Raw genomic sequence first — 24,804 nt, forward strand, 5'->3', positions numbered from 1 at the left:
GTGGCGCGGCGTCCCGGCGGCTGGCGCTCCGGCGGCCGGCGTTTGCGGTGAAGCGGCTACCGTGCCACCATCTACCTGATGCAGCCCCGTGGACCCACACAGGCTGTCATCGAACAGACCCATAAACAGAAAGCATGAACCGACCCGATCCTGACGAATTGCTCGACAAGCTGCAACGGGACGAAGAAAAGCGTCAGCGGGGCCGGCTGAAGATTTTTTTCGGCGCGTCGGCGGGCGTCGGCAAGACCTATGCGATGTTGCAGGCCGCCCGGCGCCGTGCCGATGAGGGCGCGGGCGTGGTGGTCGGCATCGCCGAAACGCATGGCCGCAGCGAGACCGCTGCGCTGCTAGAAGGCCTCGACGTGCTGCCGCTCGCGCGTATCGAGTATCGCGGCCGCAAGCTTGGCGAGTTCGATCTCGACGCCGCGCTCGCCCGCAAGCCGCAGCTGATTCTCGTCGACGAACTCGCGCATTCGAATGTGCAGGGCGCGCGGCATCTGAAGCGCTGGCAGGACGTCTACGAACTGCTCGACGCGGGCATCGACGTCTACACCACGGTCAATGTCCAACACCTCGAAAGCCTGAACGACGTGGTCGGCCAGATCACCGGCATTCGCGTCTGGGAGACGGTCCCCGACCGCGTGTTCGATCGCGCCGACGAAGTCACGCTGGTCGATCTGCCCGCCGAAGAACTGCTCGACCGGATGCGCGACGGCAAGGTGTATTTGCCGCAGCAGGCCGAGCGTGCGGTGCGCAACTTCTTTCGCAAGGGCAACCTGATCGCGTTGCGCGAGCTGGCATTGCGCCGCACCGCGGACCGTGTCGATGCGCAGATGCGGGAATATCGCGCCGATCGGTCGATCCAGCGGATCTGGCAGGCACGTGAGCGCTTGCTGGTGTGCGTCGGCCCCGGCCCGGAAGCACCGATGCTGGTGCGCGCGGCGGCGCGTCTCGCCGCCAGCCTGAAGGCCGACTGGATTGCCGTCTATGTGGAAACGCCCGCGCTGCAGCGCTTGCCCGATGCGCGCCGCGAACGCACGCTGAATGCCTTGAAGCTCGCCGCCGAACTCGGCGCCGAAACCGCGACACTGGCAGGCACCGATGCGGTCGCCGCGCTGATCGGCTACGCGCAGGCTCGCAACGTCTCGAAGCTGGTGGCCGGCGCCTCGGCCCGCACCGGTTTCAGGCGCTGGCTGCGCCGGCCGCTCGGTGAGCGCATCGCCGAACGCGCGGGCGATCTCGATCTCACGCTGATTCGCGCGTCGTCGGAACGCGATGGCGGCGAGCATCGCCACTTGCTGAATACCACGGCGAATGCTTGGCGCGAGGCGTTGAGCGCGGCGCGCGAACGCCGTTCGCCGCCGCGCGCCTACGGTTTCGCGTTGGCGATTTGCGCGGCCATTACGCTGCTGTCGAGCCAACTGATCGACCATATCGATCTGACCAACCTCGTCATGCTGTACCTGCTCGGCGTGATCTTCACGGCGGTGAAGCTCGGGCGCGGGCCGGGTGTCGTGCTGTCGTTCATGAGCGTGGCGGCATTCGATTTCTTTTTCGTGCCGCCGCGCATGTCGTTGTCGGTGTCCGATACGCAGTATCTGCTGACCTTCTTCGGCATGCTGCTGACGTCGCTCGTCATCAGCCATCTCACGTCGAGCTTGCGCCGCGAGGCGAGTGTTGCGCGGCGTCGGGAGCAACGCACCGGCGCGATGTATGCAATGGCGCGTGAACTGGCGGCAGCGCTCACCATGGAGCAGATCGTCGGCATCGGCAGCCGGCATGTGAGCGAAGTGTTCGGCGCGCGCGTCGCGATTCTGCTGCCGGACAGTGCCGATCAGGTGAAGCAGAAGATCGAGGACCCCGACGCGACGATCACGCTCGAAGGCGAGATGCTCGATATCGACGTCGGCCAATGGGTCTACGATCAGCAGAAGCCCGCTGGGCAAGGCACCGATACGCTGCCGGCCGCCGCCGCGCTGTATCTGCCGCTGAAGGCGCCGATGCGCACACGAGGCGTGCTCGCGGTTGTGATGCGCGACGAGCGTGAGCTGGATGTGCCCGAGCAGCAGCGCATGCTCGACGCGTTTGCCGCGCAAATCGCACTGGCCCTTGAGCGGGTGCACTACGTCGACATCGCACGCGATGCGCTTGTCAATATGGAATCCGAGCGCTTGCGCAATTCGCTTCTCTCGGCGATTTCGCACGACCTGCGTACGCCGTTGACGACGATCGTCGGCTTTTCGTCGATGCTGGCGCAATCGCGCGAGGCGCATCCCGGTGCGCAGCCCGGCGACGATCTCGTCGAAGCGATTCACGAAGAAGCACTGCGCATGACGGGCATCGTCACCAATCTGCTCGACATGGCGCGCTTGCAAGCCGGCAGCCTGCAATTGAATCAGCAGTGGACGCTCCTCGAAGAAACGGTGGGCGCCGCGCTGCGGGCCTGCAAGCGTGTGCTGGCGAATCATCCGGTACAGGTGAAGCTGCCTGCGGATTTGCCGCTGCTGCATCTCGATGCGGTGCTGATGGAGCGGCTCTTCTCGAACCTGTTCGAGAACGCAGCCAAATACACCCCGCCGGACACGTCCTTGACGATTGGCGCGCAACGTCTCGACGCGGACGGCAAGTCGTTCGTACGCGTCGCCGTCGACGATAACGGACCGGGTCTGCCGGCCGGCATGGAAGCGCGTGTGTTCGAGAAATTCACGCGCGGCGAGAAAGAGTCGGCCAAGCCGGGCATCGGCCTCGGCCTCGCGATCTGCCGCGCAATCGTGGAAGCGCACGGCGGTACAATCGGCGCGCTCAATCGGATGTCCGCGGACGGCCGTGTCGAAGGCGCGCGTTTCTGGTTCACGCTGCCGGTGGAAACGCCGCCCGAAGCGCCGGATGCGCTGGAAGACGAAGGCGCCGATGCCTTGCCGGACCACGATTTAACTCTTAACCCGCGTTCCAAGCCTAGCCATGAGTGACCCGAGCATCACAGTCGTCCTGATTGAAGACGAAAAGCAGATTCGCCGCTTCGTGCGAACCGCGCTGGAAGGCGAGGGCATTGTTGTGCACGACGCCGAGACCGGCAAGCAAGGTCTCGTCGAAGCCGCGACGCGCAAGCCCGATCTCGTCATCGTCGATCTCGGCCTGCCCGACACCGACGGTCTCGACGTGATTCGCGAGCTGCGTGGCTGGAGCGAGTTGCCGGTCATCGTGTTGTCGGCGCGCACTCAGGAAACCGAAAAAGTCGCCGCGCTCGATGCCGGTGCGGACGATTACCTCACCAAGCCGTTCGGCGTTTCGGAACTGCTGGCGCGGATCCGCGCGCATATGCGGCGCCGCAATCAGGGCGGCGCGAATGAATCGCCGCTGGTGCGCTTCGGCGCGGTGACGGTCGATCTGGCCTTGCGTCAGGTGAGCCGCGACGGCGTAGCCGTCCATCTCACGCCGATCGAATACCGTCTGCTTGCGACACTGGTCCGCCACGCCGGCCGCGTGCTGACGCACCGCCAATTGCTGCGCGACGTGTGGGGGCCGTCGCATGTCGAGAGCCACCATTATCTGCGTATTTATATGGCGCATCTGCGCGGGAAACTGGAGCGCGACCCGGCGCAACCGGAGCATATCGTCACGGAAACGGGCGTGGGATACCGGCTGGTGGGCGCGGTTTAAGCCTGCCCGAGGCGTCCGCTGCGCCCTTGCGCGCCTTTGCGGCTTGTCGCCGCAGCAGGGCGGCGAGCTATTTTGATATAATTACAGTTCGTAAGGACGGCCTTGCGCACTGCTACAAACGGGGACGGCCCCATCTGACCATGGAGCTGTCTCATGTCCTGGATTCTTCTGCTGATTGCCGGTTTGCTCGAAGTCGCATGGGCGGCCGGTCTCAAAACCTCCGAAGGTTTCACCCGGCTCTGGCCCTCCGTATTCACGGTGGTGACCGCGCTCGGCAGCTTTGTCCTGCTCGCGATGGCAATGCGCCAGTTGCCGCTCGGCACGGCCTACGCCGTGTGGACGGGGATCGGCGCGGTCGGCGCGTTCATCTTCGGCATTGTCATGATGGGCGAGGCGCTGACGGCCGCGCGGGTGGCGAGCGCGGCGCTGATCGTGATCGGCTTGATCGGGTTGAAGCTGTCGTCGGGGCATTGAGCCCCTGTTGTCCAGCCGGATTAGCGTGTCCGCGTGCGCTCGAACCGGCCGCTAACGACTGGCCATTCGAGCCTGCCATTTGTTCGCCGCTCTGCGTTCTGCGAATTAACGTGGCTATAATGAGACTGAATCCAACCTGAAATTGTCCGCGGCCCATTTGGCGCGGCCGGCTTGGCGCGGGTCTGACGACTTCGGTGCGGCGGTTCCCTTTCCTTTGCCCGTCGAAGCGCCCGGCACGCACAGCGCGCCTGGAGGCGGCCATGCTTGAATCACTTTCGCTCGCTGCGGGCCTCTCATGGGGCAGCGGTCTGCGCCTCTATCTGACAGTCCTGCTGGCCGGCGTGTTCGCACGTCTTGGCTTCATCCATCTCCCCGATACGCTGTCCGCCCTGTCGTCGCCGTGGGTCATCGGCGTCGCCGGTGTGCTGACGGTCACTGAATTTCTCGCCGACAAAATCCCCGCGTTCGATTCCTTGTGGGACGCGGTCCATACCTTTATCCGGATTCCCGCCGGCGCGGTACTCGCGGCCGGCGCGCTTGGCCATGCCGATCCCGCGCTGCTGACGGTCGCGGCGCTCGCGGGCGGCACGCTGGCGGGCACCGCGCATCTGGCGAAAGCGGGCACGCGCGCGCTGATCAATCTGTCGCCGGAACCGGTGTCGAATGTCGTGACCTCGACCGCGGAAGACGGTCTCGTGTTCGGCGGCATGCTGCTCGCGCTGTTCGTGCCGCTTCTGTTCCTGGTATTGATGGTGGGCTTCCTGGTGCTGGCCGGCTGGGCGTTGCCGCGGCTGTGGCGCGGCGTGCAGGGCGGTTTTCGCGGGATGGCGACGCACATGGTGTCGCGGCTTGCCAGGAGTCGGCACGATTGAGCGATACGGTAAGGGGTGCTGCGGTGCGGGCGGCCTCACGGCCAACACGCCGGCTGGGCGGCGCGGACGTGCTGCGCCAGGCTATTCGCATGACGGCGCGAGACTGGCGCGCGGGCGAACTGACGATGCTGCTGCTGGCGCTGGTGCTGGCCGTCGCGGCGTTGTCGAGTGTCGGCTTTCTGGCTGACCGCTTGCATCAGGGGCTCGAGCGGGATGCGCGGCGCATGATCGCGGCCGATTTCATCGTCCGGGCCGATCATCCGGTCGATCCGCAGTTCGCGCAGCAAGCGAGCGCGCTCGGTCTGAATACCGCCAGCACGGCGATCTTCCCCAGCATGGTCAATTCGGCCGGCGCACAGCCGGCCTCGCGGCTGGCCGCCGTCAAGGCGGTGTCGCCGGGTTATCCGTTGCGCGGCGCGTTGCGGATCGCTGCGGCGCCGGGCGCGGCGGACCATCCTACCCAATCGATTCCGGCGCCGGGTACGGTATGGGTCGATCAGGCACTGCTCGAGGCATTGAAGCTGCATGTCGGCGACACCGTGAAGGTCGGGTCTCGCAGCTTCACGATCGGCGCGGTGATTACCCGCGAACTCGACCGTGGTTTCTCGTTCGTCAATTTTTCGCCGCGCTTGATGCTGCGTGCCGACGATGTCCAATCGACCGGCCTCATCACCTTCGGCAGCCGCGTGACCTATCGGTTGCTGGTGGCGGGCTCCGATGCATCCGTGGCGCGCTTCGCGCAGTTCGCGCATGACAAGGTCGACGGCGGCAAGATGCGCGGCGTCGCGCTCGAATCGTTGCAGGAAGGCCAGCCGCAAGTGCGTCAGACGCTCGACCGCGCGGGTCATTTCCTCACACTCGTCTCACTGCTCACCGCGTTGCTCGCGGCGGTGGCGATCGCGATGGCCGCGCATCGGTATATGCGCCGGCATCTGGACGGCTGCGCGGCGATGCGCTGTCTCGGCGTCAGCCAGGCCACGCTGCGTGCGCTGTTCACGCTTGAATTCGTCGGGCTGGGTTTGATCGGCGGCGCGCTTGGCGTGGCGCTCGGTTACCTGGGGCATCTGGCGCTGCTGACGTGGCTCGGCAGTCTGATCGACGTCGCTTTGCCGTACCCGACCGCGTGGCCGGCGCTCGAAGGTATCGCGGCCGGTCTTGTCCTGTTGCTCGGCTTCGCGCTGCCGCCGCTGTTGCCGCTGACGCGCGTGCCGCCGGTACGCGTGCTGCGTCGCGAATGGGGCGAGGCGGGACGCACCGCGTGGGCCGCCTATGCGCTCGGCATCGTGTTGTTCGCCGCGCTCCTGATCGTCGCAGCGGGCGAGCTGAAGCTCGGCGGTATCGTCGCGGGCGGCTTTGCCGGCGGACTGCTGGTGTTCGCGTGCATCGCGCGGCTGGCGTTGTGGGGCGCGTCGCGCGTCGTGCGCAGCGAGCGCGTGAATGCGGGAATCGGCTGGCGTTACGCGCTGGCGTCGCTGGAGCGGCGCAGCGGCGCGAGCGCGTTGCAGATCACCGCGCTCGGCATCGGTCTGATGTGCCTGTTGCTGATCGCGATGACGCGTAACGACCTCGTGGCCGGCTGGCGCAAATCGACGCCGCCCGATGCGCCGAACGAATTCATCATCGACATCCAGCCCGACCAGCGCGACGCCGTCACGCAGTATCTGAGCACGCACGGTGTGCCCGGCACGGTGCTCGCGCCGATGGTGCGCGGCCGGCTGCTTGCGATCAACGGCAAGCCGGTCAATCCGGATTCGTTCAAGGGCGACGATGCCAAACGGCTCGTCGATCGCGAATTCAACCTGTCCTACACGACCGAGCTGCCCGACGACAACCGTCTCTCCGCGGGCACATGGTATGGCGACACGAAGACGCCGCAGATTTCGATCGAGCAGGGGCTCGCGAAGCTGATCAACGTGAAGCCCGGCGATACGCTGCGCTTCGACGTGACGGGTTTGCAGATCGACGCGCCGGTGACGAGTGTGCGCAAGCTCGACTGGGGCTCGTTCAAGGTCAACTTTTTCGTGCTGATGCCGCCGGCCGCCTTGCAGGATTTCCCGGCGACGTTCATCACCAGTTTCCATTTGCCGCCGGAAAGGCAGTCGACCATCGACGGGCTGATCGCCGCCTATCCGAACCTCACGGCCATCGACACCGGTCCGATTCTGGCGCAGGTGCAGCGTGTCTTGCAGCAGGTAATCGGCGCGGTGCAGTTCCTGTTCGCGTTCACGCTCGCGACCGGCGTATTGGTGCTCTACGCGGCGCTTGCCGGCACGCGCGATGAGCGCATGCGAGAATCCGCGCTGCTGCGCGCGCTGGGCGCGTCGCATCGCCAGGTGCGGGCAGTGCAGGTCGCCGAGTTTGTAGCGGTGGGCGCGCTGGCGGGTTTGATGGCTGCGATCGGCGCGCAAGTGATCGGCTGGGTGCTGGCGACGCACGTGTTCGAGTTTTATCTGACCTTCGATCCGTGGCTGTTGCCCGCGGGCATCGCAGCCGGGATTGCCTGCGCGGGCGTGGGCGGTTGGCTCAGCTTGCGGCATGTGCTGACGCGGCCCGCGTTGCAATCGCTGCGGGACGCATGATTTTTCTCTTTTGGTTTTTGTGATTGGCTATGAGCGATCTTAACGACGAAGTGTCCGCCGCACAGCCGACGGCCTTCGAACTGGTGGGCGGCGAAGCGCGTGTGCGCGAACTGGTCGACCGGTTTTATGACTTGATGGATCTCGAAACGGCGTTCGCCGGGATCCGGGCTTTGCATCCGGAGTCGCTCGACGGCTCGCGCGACAAGTTTTTCTGGTTCTTGTGCGGGTGGCTGGGCGGCCCCGATCATTACATCAGCCGCTTCGGCCATCCGAGGTTGAGGGCGAGGCACATGCCGTTTCCGATCGCATCCAGCGAACGGGATCAGTGGCTTCGCTGCATGGCGTGGGCGATGGAAGACGTTGGGCTTTCCGAGCCGTTGAGGGAACGGTTGCTGACGTCGTTCTTCGAGACTGCGGACTGGATGCGTAATCGCAATGGTTGAGAGGGCAGCGGAGCCGGAAGCAGCAGAGGCGCGCGCAGTCCTCGATTGCTGGTTCGGCGCTCCGAATGCGCCCACCTTCGGCCATGCCCGCAAGCTCTGGTTCTCGCGCGACAAGGCCTTCGATGCGATGTTGCTGGAACGCTTCGGGACACTCATCGACGCGGCGCGCGAAGGGGCTCTCGGCAGCTGGACGGAAACACCGCTCGGCGCGCTAGCCCTGGTCATCGTGCTGGATCAGTTTTCCCGCAATTGCCACCGCAATACACCGCGTGCTTTCGCTGCCGATCATCAAGCGCTGCGCATCGCGCAACAGATAATCGCAAGCGGCGCCGATCTCTTACTGCCGACCGTGCATCACCGCGCATTCGCGTATTTGCCGTTCGAGCACGACGAAACGCTTGCCAGCCAGCACGAATCGTTGCGCCTGTTCAAACAGCTGAAGGCCGAGCCGGGTGGTGCGTCCTACTACTCGTCCGCGGTCAGGCACGCCAGAATCATCGAGCGTTTCGGACGTTTTCCCCATCGCAATGCGCTGCTCGGGCGCCAGTCGACGGATGAAGAAACGGCTTTCCTGAAAGAACCCGGCTCGTCGTTCTAGACGTCGCTCAGCATCGCGTGGCGCCGGCGGTGGGCGTCGACCGGCAGCAGGCGCGCTTCGTCGCGCACATGCACCGGCACCAGTTCGAACAGTCCGCAGAAACCGAGCGTGGCGCCGGCCGTCAGCGCGACGTCGGTCATCATGTCGTGCACGTGCTTGATGACGACGAGCCTGCTCGCGAACAGCGCCAGCGTGCCAATCACGCGGATATCGAACCAGCTCGCCGCGGCCACCGCTCAGCGTCCGCCGGTGACGTCGAGCAGCGCGCCCGTCACGTACGAGGCGGCGTCGCTCAACAACCAGACGATCGATTCGGCGACTTCGTCGGCGCTGCCGGGGCGGCCGAGCGGCGTGGTTGCGCCGAGCTGGGCGGCGCGCTCGGGCTTGCCGCCGCTGGCGTGGATGTCGGTATCGATCAGACCGGGACGCACCGCGTTCACGCGCACGCCCTGCGGGCCGAGTTCCTTGGCGAGGCCGAGCGTCATGGTGTCGACGGCGCCTTTCGAGCCGGCATAGTCGACGTATTCGTTCGGCGAACCCAAACGCGCAGCCGCCGACGAGATGTTCACGATTACGCCCCCCGCGCCGCCACGGGTTGTGGACATGCGGCGTGCGGCTTCGCGGGCGCACAGGTAGGCGCCGAGCACGTTGACGTCGAACATGCGCTTCAGACGCGCGAGGTCCATATCCGCAAGCTGGCTCGACGGCGCGACGATCCCGGCGTTGTTGACGAGCGCATCGAGCCGGCCGAACTTCTGCTGGAGCGCGTCGAACATCGCGATCACGTCGGCTTCGCTGGCGACGTCGCCGGCAATCGGCAACGCGTGGCCGCCGTTGCGTTCCACCTCAGCAACGGTTTCCTGCGCGGCCGCGAGGTTCCGCACGTAGTTCACGCCGACCGACCAGCCGCGCGCGCCCAGCAAACGCGCGGTCGCGCGGCCAATGCCGCGGCTGCCACCGGTGATCAGAACGGCTTTCGTCATCACAACCTCATCGTTCGGGTGGGGGCAGCAGGCGCGTGCAGCCGGTGTTCGTGGAGCGGGGCGAGGAAGCGCAGCAGGCGGTGCTCAAACGGCGTCTCGTTTGATCGCCCATTTGTCGCTGGCAGGCGGCTTATAGCGTTGCAGCTTGTCGATCAAGGCGACGGGATCGGCATCCCTTTGCAGGATGTCGAAATAGGTCTGCCGCATGAAGCCTTCGTCTACCGTGTGCTTGAGCAGCGCGATCAGCGGATCGTAGAAGCCGTCGATATTCAGCAGTGCCACCGGCTTCTGGTGATAGCCGAGTTGCGCCCACGTATAGACCTCGAACAGCTCTTCGAGCGTGCCCGCACCGCCTGGCATCGCGACGAACGCATCGGACAGGTCGGCCATCATCTTCTTGCGATGGTGCATATCAGGCACCACATGCAACTCGGTCAAGCCGTTATGGCCGACTTCCTTGTTGACCAGCAACTCGGGGATCACACCGACTGCGCGGCCGCCTTCGGCCATCACCGTATCGGCGATCACGCCCATCAGGCCCACCTTGCCGCCGCCATAGACCAGCGCGAGATCTGCCTGCACCAGCGCGCGGCCGAAGGCGCGCGCGGCTTCGGCGTACAACGGTCTGACTCCGTCGGAGGAGCCGCAATACACACACACCGACTTCATGCTCAGACGTCCTTCGGTTCGTTGCGGGGCGCGGCGCCTTCCTTCGGCGGCAGGTAGTCGTAGAACTCGCGCTTGGGCAGCTTGCCTGAGACGAGGTCGTCGAAAAGCTGCCGCGAGCGGCCGCGCAGATAAGGCGCCATCAGCGACACGATCTGCACGCTTACCTGATGCAGTTCAGCGCGAATGGTTTCCTGCTCGTTGTACTTGCGCGGGTTCATCACGAACTGGTACGACAACCAGTACGTCGCGATCACGCCGATGTTGGTCGCGATCACCTGCAGTTCTTCGGGCGTTGCAACCATTTCGCCGTCCGCCACGAGTTGCTCGCAGAACTGGCTCGCAAAGCGCACCTTGTGGCTGATGATCTGTTTGAAGTGCGTTTCGAGCGTGCGATTGCGTGCCAGCAGATCGTTCAGATCGCGATACAGGAAGCGATAGCGCCAGGTGAAATCGACCATGTACTGCAGATACGACCACATTTCGTCGATGGTCGCGCGGTGGTCGTCGGGGAAACGCAGACGCTTTTCGATCTCCTGCTCGAACTGGCTGAAGATGCTGTTGATGATGTCGTCTTTGTTGCGGAAGTGGTAGTACAGGTTGCCTGGACTGATTTCCATTTCCTCGGCGATCGTCGTTGTCGTGACGTTCGGCTCGCCGATCTCGTTGAACAGCTTCAACGACAGTTCGAGGATCCGTTCGCGGGTGCGGCGGGGAGGTTTGGCTTCCATGTAGTCCGGCCCTGGTTACGCCGGGCTGGGCGCGTGGCGGCATGCCGCTTTCGCGTGATCCATCCGGACGCGGTTGGTATAGTGGAGCGCCTCCAAACCTGCCGCTGCGCGACAGGCCCGCCGAAGGGGCAATCCCCCAGGGGGACTTCCTTCGGGGCGGAAAACATGGGGGCGGCCCAGCGTTTTCCTGTGAGACTATCGAACGATTATAAACCGACCGTTCTTATACCAAGGCGATACTCGGGGTTTTCATTTCTCAGGGGGCGACGGGGCACGCTGCGTGGGGTTCATAGCCACGCTTTGAGCCAACGCGCGACGAGCGGCCCGACGATCAGCCCCCACGTCATCAGACACATGCCGAGCGCGACCATGACCGCGGCGCTGCCGAGATCCTTGGCACGGCGCGACAACTCATGGCGTTCGAGCGAAATCCGGTCGATGGCCGCCTCGAGGCTCGAATTCAGCAATTCGACGATCAGCACCAGCAACACCGAGCCGAGCAGCAATACGCGCGACACGGGCTCGACCGGCACCAGCACGCCGCACGGAATCAGAATCGCGGCGAGCGTGAGCTCCTGGCGAAACGCGCTTTCCTCGCGGATCGCCACGCGAAACCCGGCGAGCGAATTTTTCATCGCGTGCCACGCGCGGGTCAGTCCGCGATTGCCCTTGTATGGGTTGAAGGGGAGCGGTGCGAGCGGATCGTCGGGGCTGAGCGGTTCGTGGGTCTCGTCGGCATCGCCTGGAACACGCGCGCCGCTCATGCCGTTCATGCCGCTCGTGCCGTTTGAACCCTGTGCGTGATTTGCATGATTAGGCGAACCGGTCTCGTTCACATCGTCGAACGGTTCGGCGCTGCTGGCGTCGTCGGCAGCGACGGCGTTGACGGCGCGCAGCGCGCCGTTCGCCGTGCGTGCCACGGTAGCGTTTCTCTCTCGCATGGGCGGCTCGGCGCGCCGCATCATGCGGCGGCGCTTTCCTCGCTGTACGAGGTGCGCGGCAGCGGCTTCAGATGTGCCGCGAACTGCTCGGACGCTGCTGCCCAGGAGAAGCGTTCGGCCCACGCGCGTGCATGGCTGCGGTCGATTTTCAGCGCTTCGAGGCAGGCCTCGCGCAAGTCTTCGTGCATGGCGCCCGCGCCGCCGTCGCCCAGCACGTCGATCGGGCCGGTCACCGGATACGCTGCCACTGGCGTGCCGCAGGCCAGTGCTTCGAGCAGCACGAGCCCGAAGGTATCGGTGCGGCTCGGGAACACGAATACGTCGGCGGCGGCATAGACCTTGGCCAGTTCGCCTTGCGTCAGCACGCCCAGGTAATTCGCTTGCGGATAGCGCGACTTCAGTTCCGCGAGTGCCGGGCCTTCGCCCGCGACCCACTTCGAGCCGGGCAGATCGAGCTTGAGAAACGCCTCGACGTTCTTCTCGACGGCCACCCGTCCCACGTACAGAAAGATCGGCCGTGCGGTGTTGAGGACCTTCGAGTCCATCTGGCGAAAGATCTCGAGATCGACGCCGCGGGTCCACAACACCACGTTGGTGAAGCCGAATTTTTCGAGGTCGGCCTTAACCACCGGCGTGGGCGCCATCACTGCCAGCGACGCTTTGTGGAACCAGTGCAGAAACTTGTAGGTCAGCGCGATCGGAATGCCGAAACGCGCCTGCACGTATTCGGGAAAGCGCGTGTGATAAGCGGTTGTGAACGGCAGCTTGTGCTGGATCGCATAGGCGCGTGCGGCCATGCCGAGCGGGCCTTCGGTAGCGATGTGCAGCGCGTCGGGCGCGAACTCGTCGATGCGCTGACGCAGCTTGCGGCGCGGCATCAGCGACAGGCGAATCTCAGGATAGGTCGGGCACGGAATCGTCTTGAATTCGAGCGGCGTCAGCAAGTCGACGTGGTGGCCTAGTGCGGTGAGTTCGCGCGTGGTGTTTTTCAGCGTGCGCACGACGCCATTGACCTGCGGTTCCCATGCGTCGGTGACGATCATGATCTTCATCGGTTTCGGCCCAATAGAAGTGGAGAGGGACTACGCGGTCGCCCGGGCCTTTTGCACGCCGACTTCCGGTGCGCGCATCACGGTCCAGTAGATCACTTTGAGTTCGCCTTCAAACGTCTCGACGAGTGCCGACAGGCTTTCGACCCAATCGCCGTCGTTGCAATACAGCACACCGTCGATGTCGCGGATTTCTGCTTTGTGAATGTGCCCGCAGACCACGCCGTCGCAGCCGCGGCGGCGCGCTTCGTCAGTCATCACGCGCTCGAACGACGAGATGAAATTCACCGCGTTCTTCACCTGATGCTTCAGGTATTGCGACAGCGACAAGTACGGAAAGCCGAGCCGGCTGCGGATCCGGTTGAACCAGCGGTTCAGGATCAGGATCATCGTGTAGAGCGTGTCGCCGAGATAGGCGAGCCACTTCGCGTGCTGGATCACGCCATCGAACAGATCGCCGTGCACGATCCATAGGCGCTTGCCGGCGAGCGTCGTGTGGAACGCTTCGCCGCGCACGTGGATGTCGCCGAACGCGAGGTCGCAGAACTGGCGCGCGGCTTCGTCGTGATTGCCCGGCACGTAGATGACCTGGGTGCCTTTGCGCGCTTTGCGCAGCACCTTCTGCACGACGTCGTTGTGCGCCTGCGGCCAGTACCAGCCTTTTTTCAACTGCCAGCCGTCGATGATGTCGCCCACGAGGTACAGGTATTCCGACTCGTTGTGACGCAGGAAGTCGAGCAGATACGGCGCCTGACAACCGCTCGAGCCGAGGTGGATGTCGGACAGCCAGATGGTGCGATAGCGGTGTGGCTCGGCGTGGTCGTCGTCGTGATGAGCGGCGTGCGCGTCGAGCGGCAGCGACGGCACAGGCAACGGCATGCCGTGGCTAGGGTTGGGTTCCGGGCGGAACGCGACAGGGTCGACGCTCGGGCCGGTCTGGCGGAACAGGGAAGTCGCGGACGTTTTGGGGTCCATGGCTCACGCGTCGAGTTGCGGTGCCCGTATTGCGCCAGCCGCGCGTGACCCTGCCGTGACAGTCACAAGAAGTTCTTATTACTGTGTCGGAAGAGGGACACGGCGGCGGGGTGCGGAGAAGGGTTGTGGCGACAGGCAACTGTGGTCAAGCGGACATCAAGCGGACATCAAGCGAACGCGAACCGTGGACGCAGCGGCGTGAATTGCGGGGCGGCCGGTTTGCTCAGCGTGCGACGCTAACGACACGGGTACCGGCGAGCCGGTCATGCAGGAATTGACGCTGCGAATCGAAGCGGCCGGTGGCGGCCCACAGCACGAACCAGATCGCGGCGATCACCAGCGTCTGCGGCACGGCGAGGCCCAGCAGCGGATGCAGCGCAAGCGGCGGCAAAAACCACAGCCACGCCAGCACGTAACGAACGATCGCGCGGGGTGTGGACAGCGGCCCGCCATTGGCGGCAATGACGCGCAGGCGCCACGTTTTCATCGGCAGCGTCTGGCCGCTGTGGGTCCAGAACCAGACGAAATACAGACCGACGACGAGCCCGATCCACGCTGCGAGCAGGTTGTGATGGGTGAGACCGTTGCGCTGCTGCGTCAACGTGCTGAACAGATAGCCCGCGATAAACACGACGCCGAACAGGATCACGGCTTCGTAGAGCAGCGTGGCCAGGCGCCGGCGAACGGTGGGTGCGGTGCCCGATGAATCGGCGGGCAGTGTCGAGGTGGAGAGCGGTTGGGACACGGTCGGGTGCCGATCAGGAGCCGTTGAAGAGCGACGGTGCCTCGGACGGCGAAACCGGCAGCGGCGTGGCGGGCACGAAGCTGCCCGCCGCCGGAATCGCCGGCGTAACGGCCGGGCTTGGCAATGGCGCGGCAGCCGCGGCGCTCGCCGCTGCGGCTGCGCTCGCGCCGTGCTCCCGGGCTCTGACCAGGCGGTCCAGGCCCTTGATCTCGGTCTTGCCGGACGGCGGCGCACTCACCACGCTCGGCCGCCGCTTATGCTCGCTCGCGGCGAGCCGCTCCTTCTGCTCTTCCGGCAATTGCTGATAAGCCTTCCATGCATTCTGGCGGGTTTCGCGCGGCAACTCCTTCGACACCTGGTAGTTTTCGCGTGCAACGCGCCGCTGATCGGGGGTCATACGCACCCATTCAGTCATTCGGTCATGCAGGCGTTTTTGCGCGTCAGGCGGCAACTTCGGGTAACGCGACGCGATTTTGATCCATTTGCGTTTGCGTTCGTCGCTAAAGGAATCCCATTCGCTGGCGAACGGTGCGAGCGCAACGTGCTCGGCCGCGCTCAGGCGCGACCATGCCATCGGGCTATTGTTGTCGGACAGGCTCGGCAGATCGCCGGCGAAGGTAGGTGCGGGCGCCCTGGCGGTCGCATTGCCGCCTGCGGCAGGCGCGCTGACGGTCGACGGGCTCGGATAAAAGCGCGGATACGTCGCAGCGAACGACACCAGAGCCGCGATCGCGCATCCGAAAACAACGGCCAAGCCGCGCTTGTAACTCACCCGAAGACTCTCCCGCTCAGTGGGCGCGTGATAGGTACGCGTTGAAACCGTGGTCGAGATAGGCATTGAGCGGCAGGTCGTCGCTTAGCATGGCTGCATCGATATCGGCGAGTTCGGCGATGCGTTGCTGGTCTTCCCAGTAGGCGATGCCCACGAGGCTGACGACCAGCGCGACGAGCGGCCAGGCGAGCGCAAAGCGGCGCAGCGGCGAACGGCGGCGCTGCGCCATGTCGGCTTGCGGCATGCCGGCACCGGCGAAGGCGGGCACGAACACCGGCGCGCTCACGGTTTCGGGCTTCTTGCGAGCAAGTGCGGCGCGGCGCGCCACCGCGAGCCGGTCGACGGTGGCGGACGGAATATTGGCGGCGTTTTCGTCGAGCGCGCGCCGCACCTGGCGGGCGAACTCGAGTTCTCTGGTTTCTAGGGAGCTCATAGCGTGATTCCTTTGGCCTTGAGCGCTTGCGCCAGCGTGTGGGTGGCCCGCGAGCAGTGTGTTTTCACACTGCCTTCGGAGCAGCCCATCGCGGCGGCAGTCTCGGCGACATCCATATCTTCCCAATAACGCATGAGAAACGCCTCCCGTTGACGTGCCGGTAACTTTTGGATCTCGTCGTCGATTAACTGTAAGACCTGTTCGCGTTCGAGTTTCTGTTCGTTGCTTTCTGAGCCCGCTGAACCTTGTTGCGCCTCGAATGTTTCGAGTGGGTCGAATTCGTCGTCGTCGGCGTTGCCGAGCGAAGAAAACAGACTAACCCAAGTATTACGCACTTTGGCACGACGAAAATAGTCGTGCATCGCATTCTGGAGAATACGTTGAAACAGAAGCGGAAGTTCGGCGGGCGGACGGTCGCCGTATTTTTCGGCGAGCTTGATCATCGCGTCCTGCACGATATCGAGCGAGGCGTCGTCGTCCCGCACGGCGTAGACCGTCTGCTTGAATGCGCGCCTTTCGACGCCCGCCAAAAAATCGGCGAGTTCCTTGTCTGATGCCATCCGTTGGGGGTCGGCGCAGCGTGCGTGCGCGTAATCGGTCGAAAAATGTCGTAAAACTCGCGGATGCTAACAAACTTTCGCTCCGCTGGGGCGAAACGTAATTCGCCCTTCGTCTCAATATCACGCTTTCGGTCAATAATGAGATTGAGGGACAGGGCGCCACGGCAATATTTGCTTGACCTCGCGGGTTTCTGCAGATATCGTCGCTGGTTCGCAACATAAGTGACTTGTCTCAATTGAGGTGTGGCCCAAGAAGCTCGCCTGTCAACTGGACGCGCCGCTTGAACCCGAGCCACAAGCCCGGCAGAGAGCACCCGATCAATTTTTTGCCGAAAATTCGAAAGGTGAATAAATGAATATGCCCAGCGCGGAATTCTCCACGTCGGATACGACCCCCCATCCTGAAGCTGACTCTATCGGCGCCACCGTGCTCATGCGCGCTTTGGCCGACGAAGACGTCGAGTTTGTGTGGGGCTATCCCGGCGGCTCGGTACTCTACATTTACGACGAGCTGTACAAGCAGGACAAATTCCAGCACATCCTCGTGCGCCACGAACAAGCCGCAGTCCACGCCGCCGACGCCTATGCGCGTTCCACCGGCAAAGTGGGGGTGTGCCTCGTGACCTCCGGCCCCGGCGTTACCAATGCGGTGACCGGTATCGCCACGGCCTACATGGATTCAATCCCGATGGTGATCATCAGCGGCCAGGTGCCGACTGCTGCGATCGGTCAGGATGCGTTCCAGGAGTGCGATACGGTCGGCATCACGCGTCCGTGCGTGAAGCACAACTTCCTCGTGAAGGACGTGCGCGATCTCGCCGCTACCGTCAAGAAAGCTTTCTATATCGCCCGTACCGGCCGTCCCGGCCCGGTGCTGATCGATATTCCGAAAGACGTGTCGAAGATGCCGTGCCAGTACGAACCGCTGAAGACGGTTTCGCTGCGTTCGTATAATCCGGTCACGAAAGGTCACTCCGGCCAGATTCGCAAGGCCGTGGCCTTGCTGCTGTCGGCCAAGCGCCCGTACATCTATACCGGCGGCGGCATCATCCTCGCGGATGCGTCGCGTGAGCTGAATCAGTTCGCCGATCTGCTCGGCTATCCCGTCACCAATACGTTGATGGGTCTGGGCGGCTACCGCGCGAGCGACAAGAAATTCCTCGGCATGCTCGGCATGCACGGCACGTACGAAGCCAACATGGCGATGCAGCACTGCGACGTGCTGATCGCGATCGGCGCGCGCTTCGACGACCGTGTGATCGGCGACCCGGCGCACTTCGCGTCGCGCCCGCGCAAGATCATCCATATCGACATCGATCCTTCCTCCATCTCCAAGCGCGTCAAGGTCGACATTCCGATCGTCGGCGACGTGAAGGAAGTGCTGAAGGAGCTGATCGAGCAGTTGCAAACGGCCGAGCATGGCCCGGACACCGCGGCGCTCGCCGACTGGTGGAAGGACATCGAAGCCTGGCGCGCCAAAGACTGCCTGAAGTTCGACCGCAAGAGCGACATCATCAAGCCGCAGTACGTGGTGGAAAAGGCGTGGGAATTGACCGACGGCAATGCCTTCGTATGTTCCGACGTCGGCCAGCACCAGATGTGGGCGGCGCAGTTCTATCGCTTCAACAAGCCGCGCCGCTGGATCAACTCCGGTGGCCTCGGTACGATGGGCTTCGGCCTGCCGGCGGCGATGGGCGTGAAGATGGCGCACCCGGACGACGACGTGCTCTGTATCACGGGCGAAGGCTCGATCCAGATGTGTATCCAGGAACTCTCGACCTGCAAGCAGTACGAGACGCCCATCAAGATCATTTCGCTGAACAACCGCTATCTGGGCATGGTGCGCCAGTGGCAGCAGATCGAATACAGCAAGCGCTATTCGCATTCGTACATGGATGCGCTGCCGGACTTCGTGAAGCTCGCCGAAGCGTACGGTCACGTCGGCATGCGTATCGAACGCACGGCCGATGTGGAGCCGGCGCTGAAGGAAGCGCTGCGCCTGAAAGATCGCACGGTGTTTCTCGATTTCCAGACCGATCCGACCGAAAACGTCTGGCCGATGGTTCAGGCCGGCAAGGGCATCACTGAGATGCTCATGGGTTCGGAAGATCTATAACGACGGTTTTAGCGTTGGCTTCGTCATGCGCGCCTCCACAAAGGGCGAAGGCGGACGAAGCGGCGCGACCCCGCTCGCATACATCGACAAAACATCTGGAAGAAGCGAAACATGAGACACATCATTTCAGTCCTGCTGGAAAACGAACCGGGCGCGTTGTCACGCGTGGTCGGTCTCTTCTCGGCACGCGGCTACAACATTGAAACCTTGACGGTGGCTCCGACCGAAGACCGTTCGCTGTCGCGCATGACCATCGTTTCCATTGGCTCGGACGACGTGATCGAACAGATCACGAAGCATCTGAACCGCCTGATCGAGGTGGTGAAAGTGGTCGACCTTACCGAGGGCGCCCACATCGAGCGCGAGCTGATGTTGATCAAGGTGAGGGCGGTTGGCAAGGAGCGTGAGGAGATGAAACGGATGTCGGATATTTTCCGCGGACGGATCATCGACGTCACCGAAAAGACCTACACGATCGAACTGACGGGCGCGAGCGACAAGCTCGATGCCTTCATCGAAGGAATCGACGCGACTGCGATTCTCGAAACCGTCCGTACGGGCAGTTCGGGTATTGGCCGCGGCGAGCGCATTCTGAAGGTTTGACGCGCGAGCTGAGTTGCGATTCGAAGTTGCGCTATCAACCGTCTCGATCGAAGCCGGGCCGTGCTAGTGTCTGAATCTGCACCTGTCCGGCCAGCAACACAAAAAACACACCATTCGCAGTATTTGTATTTCACTGATTTCACCGAATTTAGCCAAGGAACCGACATGAAAGTTTTCTACGACAAGGACGCCGACCTCTCCCTCATCAAGGGCAAGCAAGTCACCATCATCGGCTATGGCTCGCAGGGCCATGCGCACGCACTGAACCTGAGCGAAAGCGGCGTAAAGGTCACGGTCGGTCTGCGCAAGGGCGGCGCATCGTGGAGCAAGGCTGAGAACGCCGGTCTGCAGGTCAAGGAAGTGGCGGAAGCCGTCAAGGGCGCGGACGTCGTCATGATGCTGCTGCCGGACGAGCAGATCGCTGAAGTCTACGCAAAGGAAGTGCACGCCAACATCAAGCAAGGCGCAGCACTGGCCTTCGCGCACGGCTTCAACGTGCACTACGGTCAAGTGATCCCGCGTGCCGACCTCGACGTGATCATGATCGCGCCGAAGGCGCCGGGCCACACGGTTCGCGGTACGTACTCGCAAGGTGGCGGCGTGCCCCACCTGATCGCCGTTGCGCAAGACAAGTCGGGTGCAGCGCGTGACATCGCGCTGTCGTACGCAGCTGCGAACGGCGGCGGCCGTGCCGGTATCATCGAAACGAACTTCCGCGAAGAAACGGAAACCGACCTGTTCGGCGAACAAGCCGTGCTGTGCGGCGGTACGGTCGACCTGATCAAGGCCGGCTTCGAAACGCTGGTGGAGGCGGGCTACGCGCCGGAAATGGCGTACTTCGAGTGCCTGCACGAACTGAAGCTGATCGTCGACCTGATCTACGAGGGCGGCATCGCGAACATGAACTACTCGATCTCGAACAACGCCGAATACGGCGAGTACGTGACGGGTCCGCGTATCGTGACGGCTGAAACGAAGAAGGCGATGAAGGCCGTGCTGACCGACATTCAGACCGGCGAGTACGCCAAGAGCTTCATCATCGAAAACAAGGCTGGCGCACCGACGCTGCAATCGCGCCGCCGTCTGACGGCCGAGCACCAGATCGAAACGGTGGGTGCCAAGCTGCGTTCGATGATGCCGTGGATCGCTGCGAACAAGCTGGTCGACCAGTCGAAGAACTAAGAGGCCAGCTTTACCGCCTCTGACCGGCGCGGCGCATCGTCGCGGCAGCCGGTAATGCAAAAAGCCGTCCAAGGGTGCTGAACCCTGGGCGGCTTTTGCTATCCTACGGTTTTACAAAAATACAGAAGCCATCCATGAATTACCCTCATCCGATCATCGCGCGAGAAGGCTGGCCGTTCATCGCCATCGCGGCCGTCGTTGCATTACTGGTTCATGCCTTCGCGGGATTCGGTTTTGCATGGCTGTTCTGGCTGATCCTGATCTTCGTCGTCCAGTTCTTCCGCGATCCGGCGCGCCCGATTCCGACTCAGGCGAACGCCGTACTGTGCCCAGCCGACGGCCGCATCGTCGCAGTCGAAACAGCGCATGACCCGTATGCCAATCGTGAAGCGCTGAAGATCAGCGTGTTCATGAACGTCTTCAACGTCCACTCGCAACGCTCGCCGGTGGATGGCGCGATCTCCAAGGTCGAATATTTCCCGGGCGCGTATCTGAATGCCGCCGTGGATAAGGCGTCGCTCGAAAACGAGCGCAACGCGGTGGTGATCGAAATGGCCGGCGGCCAGACGGTGACCTCGGTGCAGATCGCCGGTCTGATTGCGCGGCGTATTCTTTGCTACGTACGGTCAGGCGAGCCGCTCACGCGTGGTCAACGTTATGGGTTTATCCGGTTTGGCTCGCGCGTCGACGTGTATCTGCCGGTTGGCAGCCGTCCGCGTGTGTCGATCGGCGAGAAGGTCTCCGCGTCGTCCACGATCCTCGCTGAACTATAAAGCGGCACCAAGGAGGTTTTCCGAATGGCCGCATTCAAATCGCGTCGACCCCGCAACAGCGGGCAGCTCCCGCGTCCGTTCCGCCGCAACAAGCCGATCGTGGCGGAGACGGTGGCTGTCGAGAGCCGGCGCGCGCAGCGCCAGCAGTTCCTGAGAAAGCGCGGCATTTATCTGCTGCCGAACGCGTTCACCACCGCAGCGCTTTTTTGCGGCTTCTTTGCCGTGGTGCAGGCGATGAACGTGCGCTTCGAAGTCGCGGCGATCGCGATCTTCGTAGCGATGGTGCTGGATGGCATGGACGGCCGGGTCGCCCGGATGACCCATACGCAAAGTGCGTTCGGCGAACAGTTCGACAGCCTGTCGGACATGGTGTCGTTCGGGGTGGCGCCGGCGCTCGTGATGTACGAGTGGATTCTGAAGGATCTCGGCCGCTGGGGCTGGCTCGCTGCGTTTGTCTACTGTTCGGGTGCGGCATTGCGCCTCGCGCGCTTCAACACGAACATCGGCGTGGTCGACAAGCGCTTCTTCCAGGGCATGCCGAGTCCGGCGGCCGCGGCGCTGATCGCCGGTTTCGTGTGGCTCGCCACCGATAACCGCGTGCCGCTCAAGCTGGTATGGCTGCCGTGGGTCGCCTTCGTGCTGACCATCTATGCCGGTGTGACGATGGTGTCGAACGCGCCGTTCTACAGCGGCAAGGCGCTCGACGTACGGCACCGCGTGCCGTTCGGCGTGATTCTGCTGGTGGTGGTGGCGTTCGTGCTGGTGTCGTCCGATCCGCCGCTGATGCTGTTCGGCCTGTTCGTGCTGTACGGTTTGTCGGGCTATGTGTTCTGGGCCTATCAGGCGGTGCGGGGCAGGGCGAACCCGGCTCGGTCCGTGGCGCGGGACAGGTAACGGCGCACCTCCGTTGCGTGCAAGTGACGTGAGAAAACGGCAGCCTTCCCGGGCTGCCGTTTTTCGCTTGCAGGCCCGTCCGGCGGCGGGCAGGAGGCAGGTCTGACGCCAATTGCACGATGGCGGGAATGCCGCTATAGTCGTTCGATGAATGCGTTCACGTTCCCATTTGAGCTGCAGCACGAGCCTCAACAAGCCGGTGCGCCGCTAGACGCGCTAGTGCTGGCGCGTCTACCGCGCTGATCGCTTACGGTTTCCGCCCTCCGTCTGCCTCGTCTATGGTTTAGCGTCGCCAGCGGTGGCGCAAACGCCCGAATTCCAATATCCAATCCCCGCAATTGAACGACTCCCCAGGAGACCCGACATGGCCGACAAACTGATCATATTCGACACCACGTTGCGAGACGGCGAGCAATCGCCTGGCGCGTCGATGACGAAGGAAGAAAAAATCCGTATCGCGAAGCAACTCGAACGGATGAAGGTGGACGTGATCGAGGCGGGCTTCGCGGCCAGCTCGAATGGCGACTTCGATTCGATCCACACCATCGCGGGCCTGATCAAGGACAGCACGATCTGCTCGCTGGCCCGTGCAAACGACAAAGACATTCAACGCGCTGCCGACGCACTCAAGCCGGCCGATCATTTCCGCATCCACACGTTCATCGCGACGTCGCCGCTGCATATGGAAAAGAAGCTGCGCATGACGCCGGATCAGGTGTTCGAACAGGCGAAGCTGGCAGTGCGTTTCGCCCGCAAATTCACGGACGACGTCGAGTTTTCGCCGGAAGACGGCAGCCGCTCGGACATGGATTTCCTGTGCCGTGTGCTGGAAGCGGTGATCGCCGAAGGCGCGACCACCATCAACATCGCGGATACGGTCGGCTACGGTGTGCCGGAGTTGTACGGTCAGCTGGTGAAAACGCTGCGTGAGCGGATTCCGAATTCGCATAAGGCAGTGTTCTCGGTGCATTGCCATAACGATCTCGGCATGGCGGTGGCGAACTCGCTGGCCGGTGTGCAGATCGGCGGCGCGCGTCAGGTCGAGTGCACGATCAACGGTCTCGGCGAGCGCGCGGGGAACACGTCGCTCGAAGAAATCGTGATGGCGGTGAAGACCCGCAAGGATTACTTCGGCCTCGAAATCGGTCTCGATACGACGCAGATCGTGCCGGCTTCGAAGCTGGTGTCGCAGATCACCGGTTTCGTCGTGCAGCCGAACAAGGCGGTGGTCGGCGCGAACGCATTTGCGCACGCATCCGGCATTCACCAGGACGGGGTGCTGAAAGCGCGCGACACGTACGAAATCATGCGTGCCGAAGATGTGGGCTGGAGCGCGAACAAGATCGTGCTTGGCAAGTTGTCGGGCCGGAATGCATTCAAGCAGCGTCTGCAGGAACTGGGTATCGCGCTCGATAGCGAAGGCGAACTGAACACCGCGTTCGCACGCTTCAAGGAATTGGCCGACCGCAAGTCGGAAATCTTCGACGAAGACATCATCGCGATCGTCACCGAAGAATCCGCTGAGGCGCAGGAGAGGGAGCACTACAAGTTCCTGTCGCTGTCGCAGCATTCGGAAACCGGCGAGCAGCCGCACGCGAAGATCGTGTTCTCGGTCGAAGGCAAGGAAGTGACCGGGGAAGCACGCGGCAACGGTCCGGTGGATGCCACGCTCAATGCGATCGAAACGGAAGTGGGAAGCGGGTCGGAACTGCTGCTGTATTCGGTGAACGCCATCACAACCGGTACGCAGGCGCAGGGCGAAGTGACCGTGCGGCTGTCGAAGAGCGGCCGTATCGTCAACGGTGTGGGCACCGATCCGGATATCGTTGCGGCGTCCGCGAAGGCGTATATCTCGGCGCTCAACAAGCTGTATTCGAACGCCGACAAGCTGAATCCGCAACGTTCGGAGTAGTGGAGGAGCAGGGCGCCGCTGGCGTGCCTGCTAGCCGTATGCGTCGAAGCCCCGTGCCCTGAAAAGCACGGGGCTTCGTGTTGATGCGGCGCACGTTTTACGCACTGTGTGCGCTCAGAACAGGCTGCGGCGATCCGGATCGTGTAGCGGATCAGGCGTTTTCTGCGTGAGCCGCACAATACCCTGATCGTCGAAATAAAAGCTGTACATCATGTACCAGACGTTGTCTTCCAGATAGCGATACGTCCAGACCTCGCGCTTCATCAATGGGAAGTACGACGTTTCCACTGGACGGCCGAAGTTCACCAGCACGTCGCTCTTCGTCCACTTGCCGATTTCCGCCCGGTAGAACTCGTTGGGCTGAAGCACCTGGCGCACGGTGACGATCTTGCCGGATGCGTCGATGTCGGCCGCAGTTGTGGTTTCACCCATTGGCTGGGTCGGCCACATCAGCCGCTTGCCGCCGTTGGGGAGGTCGTAGCTTTCACGCGGCGCGCCGAGGCGGGCGACGATGGTCGATTCGTCCGCGCCTTGGCTGTACTGCTGCCATGGCTGCACGCAACCGGCGAGCGTAACCGTGACTGTGAGCACGCTCAGGCAGACGAGCGCGGCGCGGCGCAGGCGTGCTGCGGGCGGCGCTTCGATCAAGGCCGCCGTGGATGGGTGGCGGGTGCGCATGAATTCCTCCGATGGTGTTTGAGTAGCGTTTTTTCATCGAGACACAATATTTTGACACGGGCGGCAGCAAAAAATTTGCGCCATGTGCGAGGCGTCCCTGGGGGGGCACAGTAACGAATTCGCCGGCTTGCTTATTCCGGCTGGAACGCCCTATGATCCGCGCTT

24 protein-coding genes and 1 pseudogene are annotated in these 24,804 nt (G+C 63.3%); 13 read left to right on the forward strand and 12 right to left on the reverse strand.

Annotated elements, in window-relative coordinates:
* Nucleotides 1–134: 134 nt before the first annotated feature.
* From AYM40_RS05020 to AYM40_RS05050, 7 genes are all read left to right on the forward strand, one after another.
* On the forward strand, nt 135–2,969 hold the full coding sequence (locus AYM40_RS05020; RefSeq protein WP_063495266.1) for a DUF4118 domain-containing protein: 2,835 nt from the start codon (nt 135–137) through the stop codon (nt 2,967–2,969).
* Nucleotides 2,962–3,660 carry a two-component system response regulator KdpE gene (kdpE, locus tag AYM40_RS05025; RefSeq protein WP_063495267.1) on the forward strand — a complete coding sequence of 233 codons (699 nt, stop codon included), beginning with the start codon at nt 2,962–2,964 and terminating at the stop codon, nt 3,658–3,660. The genes AYM40_RS05020 and kdpE overlap by 8 nt, the downstream gene beginning before the upstream one ends.
* Nucleotides 3,661–3,813: 153 nt before the next feature.
* Entirely contained in the window at nt 3,814–4,134 is a 321-nt protein-coding gene (sugE, locus tag AYM40_RS05030) for a quaternary ammonium compound efflux SMR transporter SugE (protein WP_063495268.1), read from the forward strand.
* A 260-nt stretch (nt 4,135–4,394) separates the two neighbouring features.
* On the forward strand, nt 4,395–5,006 hold the full coding sequence (locus AYM40_RS05035; RefSeq protein ID WP_063495269.1) for a DUF4126 domain-containing protein: 612 nt from the start codon (nt 4,395–4,397) through the stop codon (nt 5,004–5,006).
* Nucleotides 5,003–7,585 carry an ABC transporter permease gene (locus AYM40_RS05040; RefSeq protein ID WP_420488463.1) on the forward strand — a complete coding sequence of 861 codons (2,583 nt, stop codon included), beginning with the start codon at nt 5,003–5,005 and terminating at the stop codon, nt 7,583–7,585. Before AYM40_RS05035 ends, AYM40_RS05040 begins: the two co-directional genes overlap by 4 nt.
* A gap of 29 nt (nt 7,586–7,614) precedes the next feature.
* Entirely contained in the window at nt 7,615–8,028 is a 414-nt protein-coding gene (locus AYM40_RS05045) for a group II truncated hemoglobin (protein WP_063495271.1), read from the forward strand.
* The gene (locus AYM40_RS05050; RefSeq protein WP_063495272.1) at nt 8,021–8,626 is read left to right on the forward strand and encodes a DUF924 family protein; all 606 of its coding nucleotides are present in this window, start codon (nt 8,021–8,023) and stop codon (nt 8,624–8,626) included. The genes AYM40_RS05045 and AYM40_RS05050 overlap by 8 nt, the downstream gene beginning before the upstream one ends.
* Before the next feature lie 5 nt (nt 8,627–8,631).
* On the opposite strand, the pseudogene AYM40_RS05055 reads toward AYM40_RS05050, so the two are convergent.
* The 11 genes and pseudogenes from AYM40_RS05055 to AYM40_RS05105 form a co-directional block, all read right to left on the reverse strand.
* Nucleotides 8,632–8,862: pseudogene (locus AYM40_RS05055) on the reverse strand (glycosyl transferase); the annotation flags it as partial.
* A complete protein-coding gene (locus tag AYM40_RS05060) occupies nt 8,863–9,609 on the reverse strand; it encodes an SDR family oxidoreductase (RefSeq protein ID WP_063495274.1) in 747 nt (248 codons plus the stop codon).
* An 84-nt stretch (nt 9,610–9,693) separates the two neighbouring features.
* A complete protein-coding gene (locus AYM40_RS05065; protein WP_063495275.1) occupies nt 9,694–10,278 on the reverse strand; it encodes a TIGR00730 family Rossman fold protein in 585 nt (194 codons plus the stop codon).
* 2 nt (nt 10,279–10,280) lie between these two features.
* Nucleotides 10,281–11,006 (reverse strand): TetR/AcrR family transcriptional regulator, encoded by a 726-nt coding sequence (locus tag AYM40_RS05070; protein ID WP_063495276.1) that lies wholly within the window; start codon nt 11,004–11,006, stop codon nt 10,281–10,283.
* A gap of 287 nt (nt 11,007–11,293) precedes the next feature.
* On the reverse strand, nt 11,294–11,947 hold the full coding sequence (locus AYM40_RS05075; protein WP_082855149.1) for a diacylglycerol kinase: 654 nt from the start codon (nt 11,945–11,947) through the stop codon (nt 11,294–11,296).
* Between the two features lie 20 nt (nt 11,948–11,967).
* On the reverse strand, nt 11,968–12,999 hold the full coding sequence (locus AYM40_RS05080) for a glycosyltransferase family 4 protein (RefSeq protein ID WP_063495277.1): 1,032 nt from the start codon (nt 12,997–12,999) through the stop codon (nt 11,968–11,970).
* Nucleotides 13,000–13,029: 30 nt separating this feature from the next.
* Nucleotides 13,030–13,971 carry a UDP-2,3-diacylglucosamine diphosphatase gene (locus AYM40_RS05085; protein ID WP_063495278.1) on the reverse strand — a complete coding sequence of 314 codons (942 nt, stop codon included), beginning with the start codon at nt 13,969–13,971 and terminating at the stop codon, nt 13,030–13,032.
* Nucleotides 13,972–14,194: 223 nt separating this feature from the next.
* Nucleotides 14,195–14,716, reverse strand: a complete 522-nt coding sequence (locus AYM40_RS05090; RefSeq protein WP_063495279.1) for an RDD family protein — start codon at nt 14,714–14,716, stop codon at nt 14,195–14,197.
* Between the two features lie 13 nt (nt 14,717–14,729).
* Nucleotides 14,730–15,488 (reverse strand): DUF3106 domain-containing protein, encoded by a 759-nt coding sequence (locus tag AYM40_RS05095; protein ID WP_063495280.1) that lies wholly within the window; start codon nt 15,486–15,488, stop codon nt 14,730–14,732.
* A 16-nt stretch (nt 15,489–15,504) separates the two neighbouring features.
* A complete protein-coding gene (locus AYM40_RS05100; protein WP_063495281.1) occupies nt 15,505–15,921 on the reverse strand; it encodes a DUF3619 family protein in 417 nt (138 codons plus the stop codon).
* Entirely contained in the window at nt 15,918–16,481 is a 564-nt protein-coding gene (locus tag AYM40_RS05105) for an RNA polymerase sigma factor (protein ID WP_063495282.1), read from the reverse strand. The genes AYM40_RS05100 and AYM40_RS05105 overlap by 4 nt, the downstream gene beginning before the upstream one ends.
* Nucleotides 16,482–16,833: 352 nt before the next feature.
* On the opposite strand from AYM40_RS05105, the gene AYM40_RS05110 reads away from it, so the two are divergent.
* From AYM40_RS05110 to AYM40_RS05135, 6 genes are all read left to right on the forward strand, one after another.
* Entirely contained in the window at nt 16,834–18,597 is a 1,764-nt protein-coding gene (locus tag AYM40_RS05110; RefSeq protein WP_063495283.1) for an acetolactate synthase 3 catalytic subunit, read from the forward strand.
* Nucleotides 18,598–18,708: 111 nt separating this feature from the next.
* Nucleotides 18,709–19,200 (forward strand): acetolactate synthase small subunit, encoded by a 492-nt coding sequence (ilvN, locus tag AYM40_RS05115; protein WP_011487482.1) that lies wholly within the window; start codon nt 18,709–18,711, stop codon nt 19,198–19,200.
* A 165-nt stretch (nt 19,201–19,365) separates the two neighbouring features.
* Nucleotides 19,366–20,382, forward strand: a complete 1,017-nt coding sequence (gene ilvC, locus AYM40_RS05120; protein ID WP_063495284.1) for a ketol-acid reductoisomerase — start codon at nt 19,366–19,368, stop codon at nt 20,380–20,382.
* A gap of 134 nt (nt 20,383–20,516) precedes the next feature.
* Complete coding sequence (locus AYM40_RS05125; RefSeq protein WP_054034968.1) at nt 20,517–21,155, forward strand: phosphatidylserine decarboxylase; 639 nt, start codon at nt 20,517–20,519, stop codon at nt 21,153–21,155.
* Between the two features lie 24 nt (nt 21,156–21,179).
* Nucleotides 21,180–22,049 (forward strand): CDP-diacylglycerol--serine O-phosphatidyltransferase, encoded by an 870-nt coding sequence (gene pssA / locus AYM40_RS05130; RefSeq protein ID WP_063495285.1) that lies wholly within the window; start codon nt 21,180–21,182, stop codon nt 22,047–22,049.
* 364 nt (nt 22,050–22,413) lie between these two features.
* Nucleotides 22,414–23,961: a 2-isopropylmalate synthase gene (locus tag AYM40_RS05135; protein ID WP_063495286.1), complete on the forward strand. Its 1,548-nt coding sequence runs from the start codon at nt 22,414–22,416 to the stop codon at nt 23,959–23,961.
* 114 nt (nt 23,962–24,075) lie between these two features.
* Here the strand turns inward: AYM40_RS05135 and AYM40_RS05140 are convergent, their stop codons facing one another.
* Nucleotides 24,076–24,639 (reverse strand): hypothetical protein, encoded by a 564-nt coding sequence (locus AYM40_RS05140; RefSeq protein ID WP_063495287.1) that lies wholly within the window; start codon nt 24,637–24,639, stop codon nt 24,076–24,078.
* Nucleotides 24,640–24,804: the final 165 nt, after the last annotated feature.

The organism is Paraburkholderia phytofirmans OLGA172 (assembly GCF_001634365.1).
Taxonomy (GTDB): domain Bacteria; phylum Pseudomonadota; class Gammaproteobacteria; order Burkholderiales; family Burkholderiaceae; genus Paraburkholderia.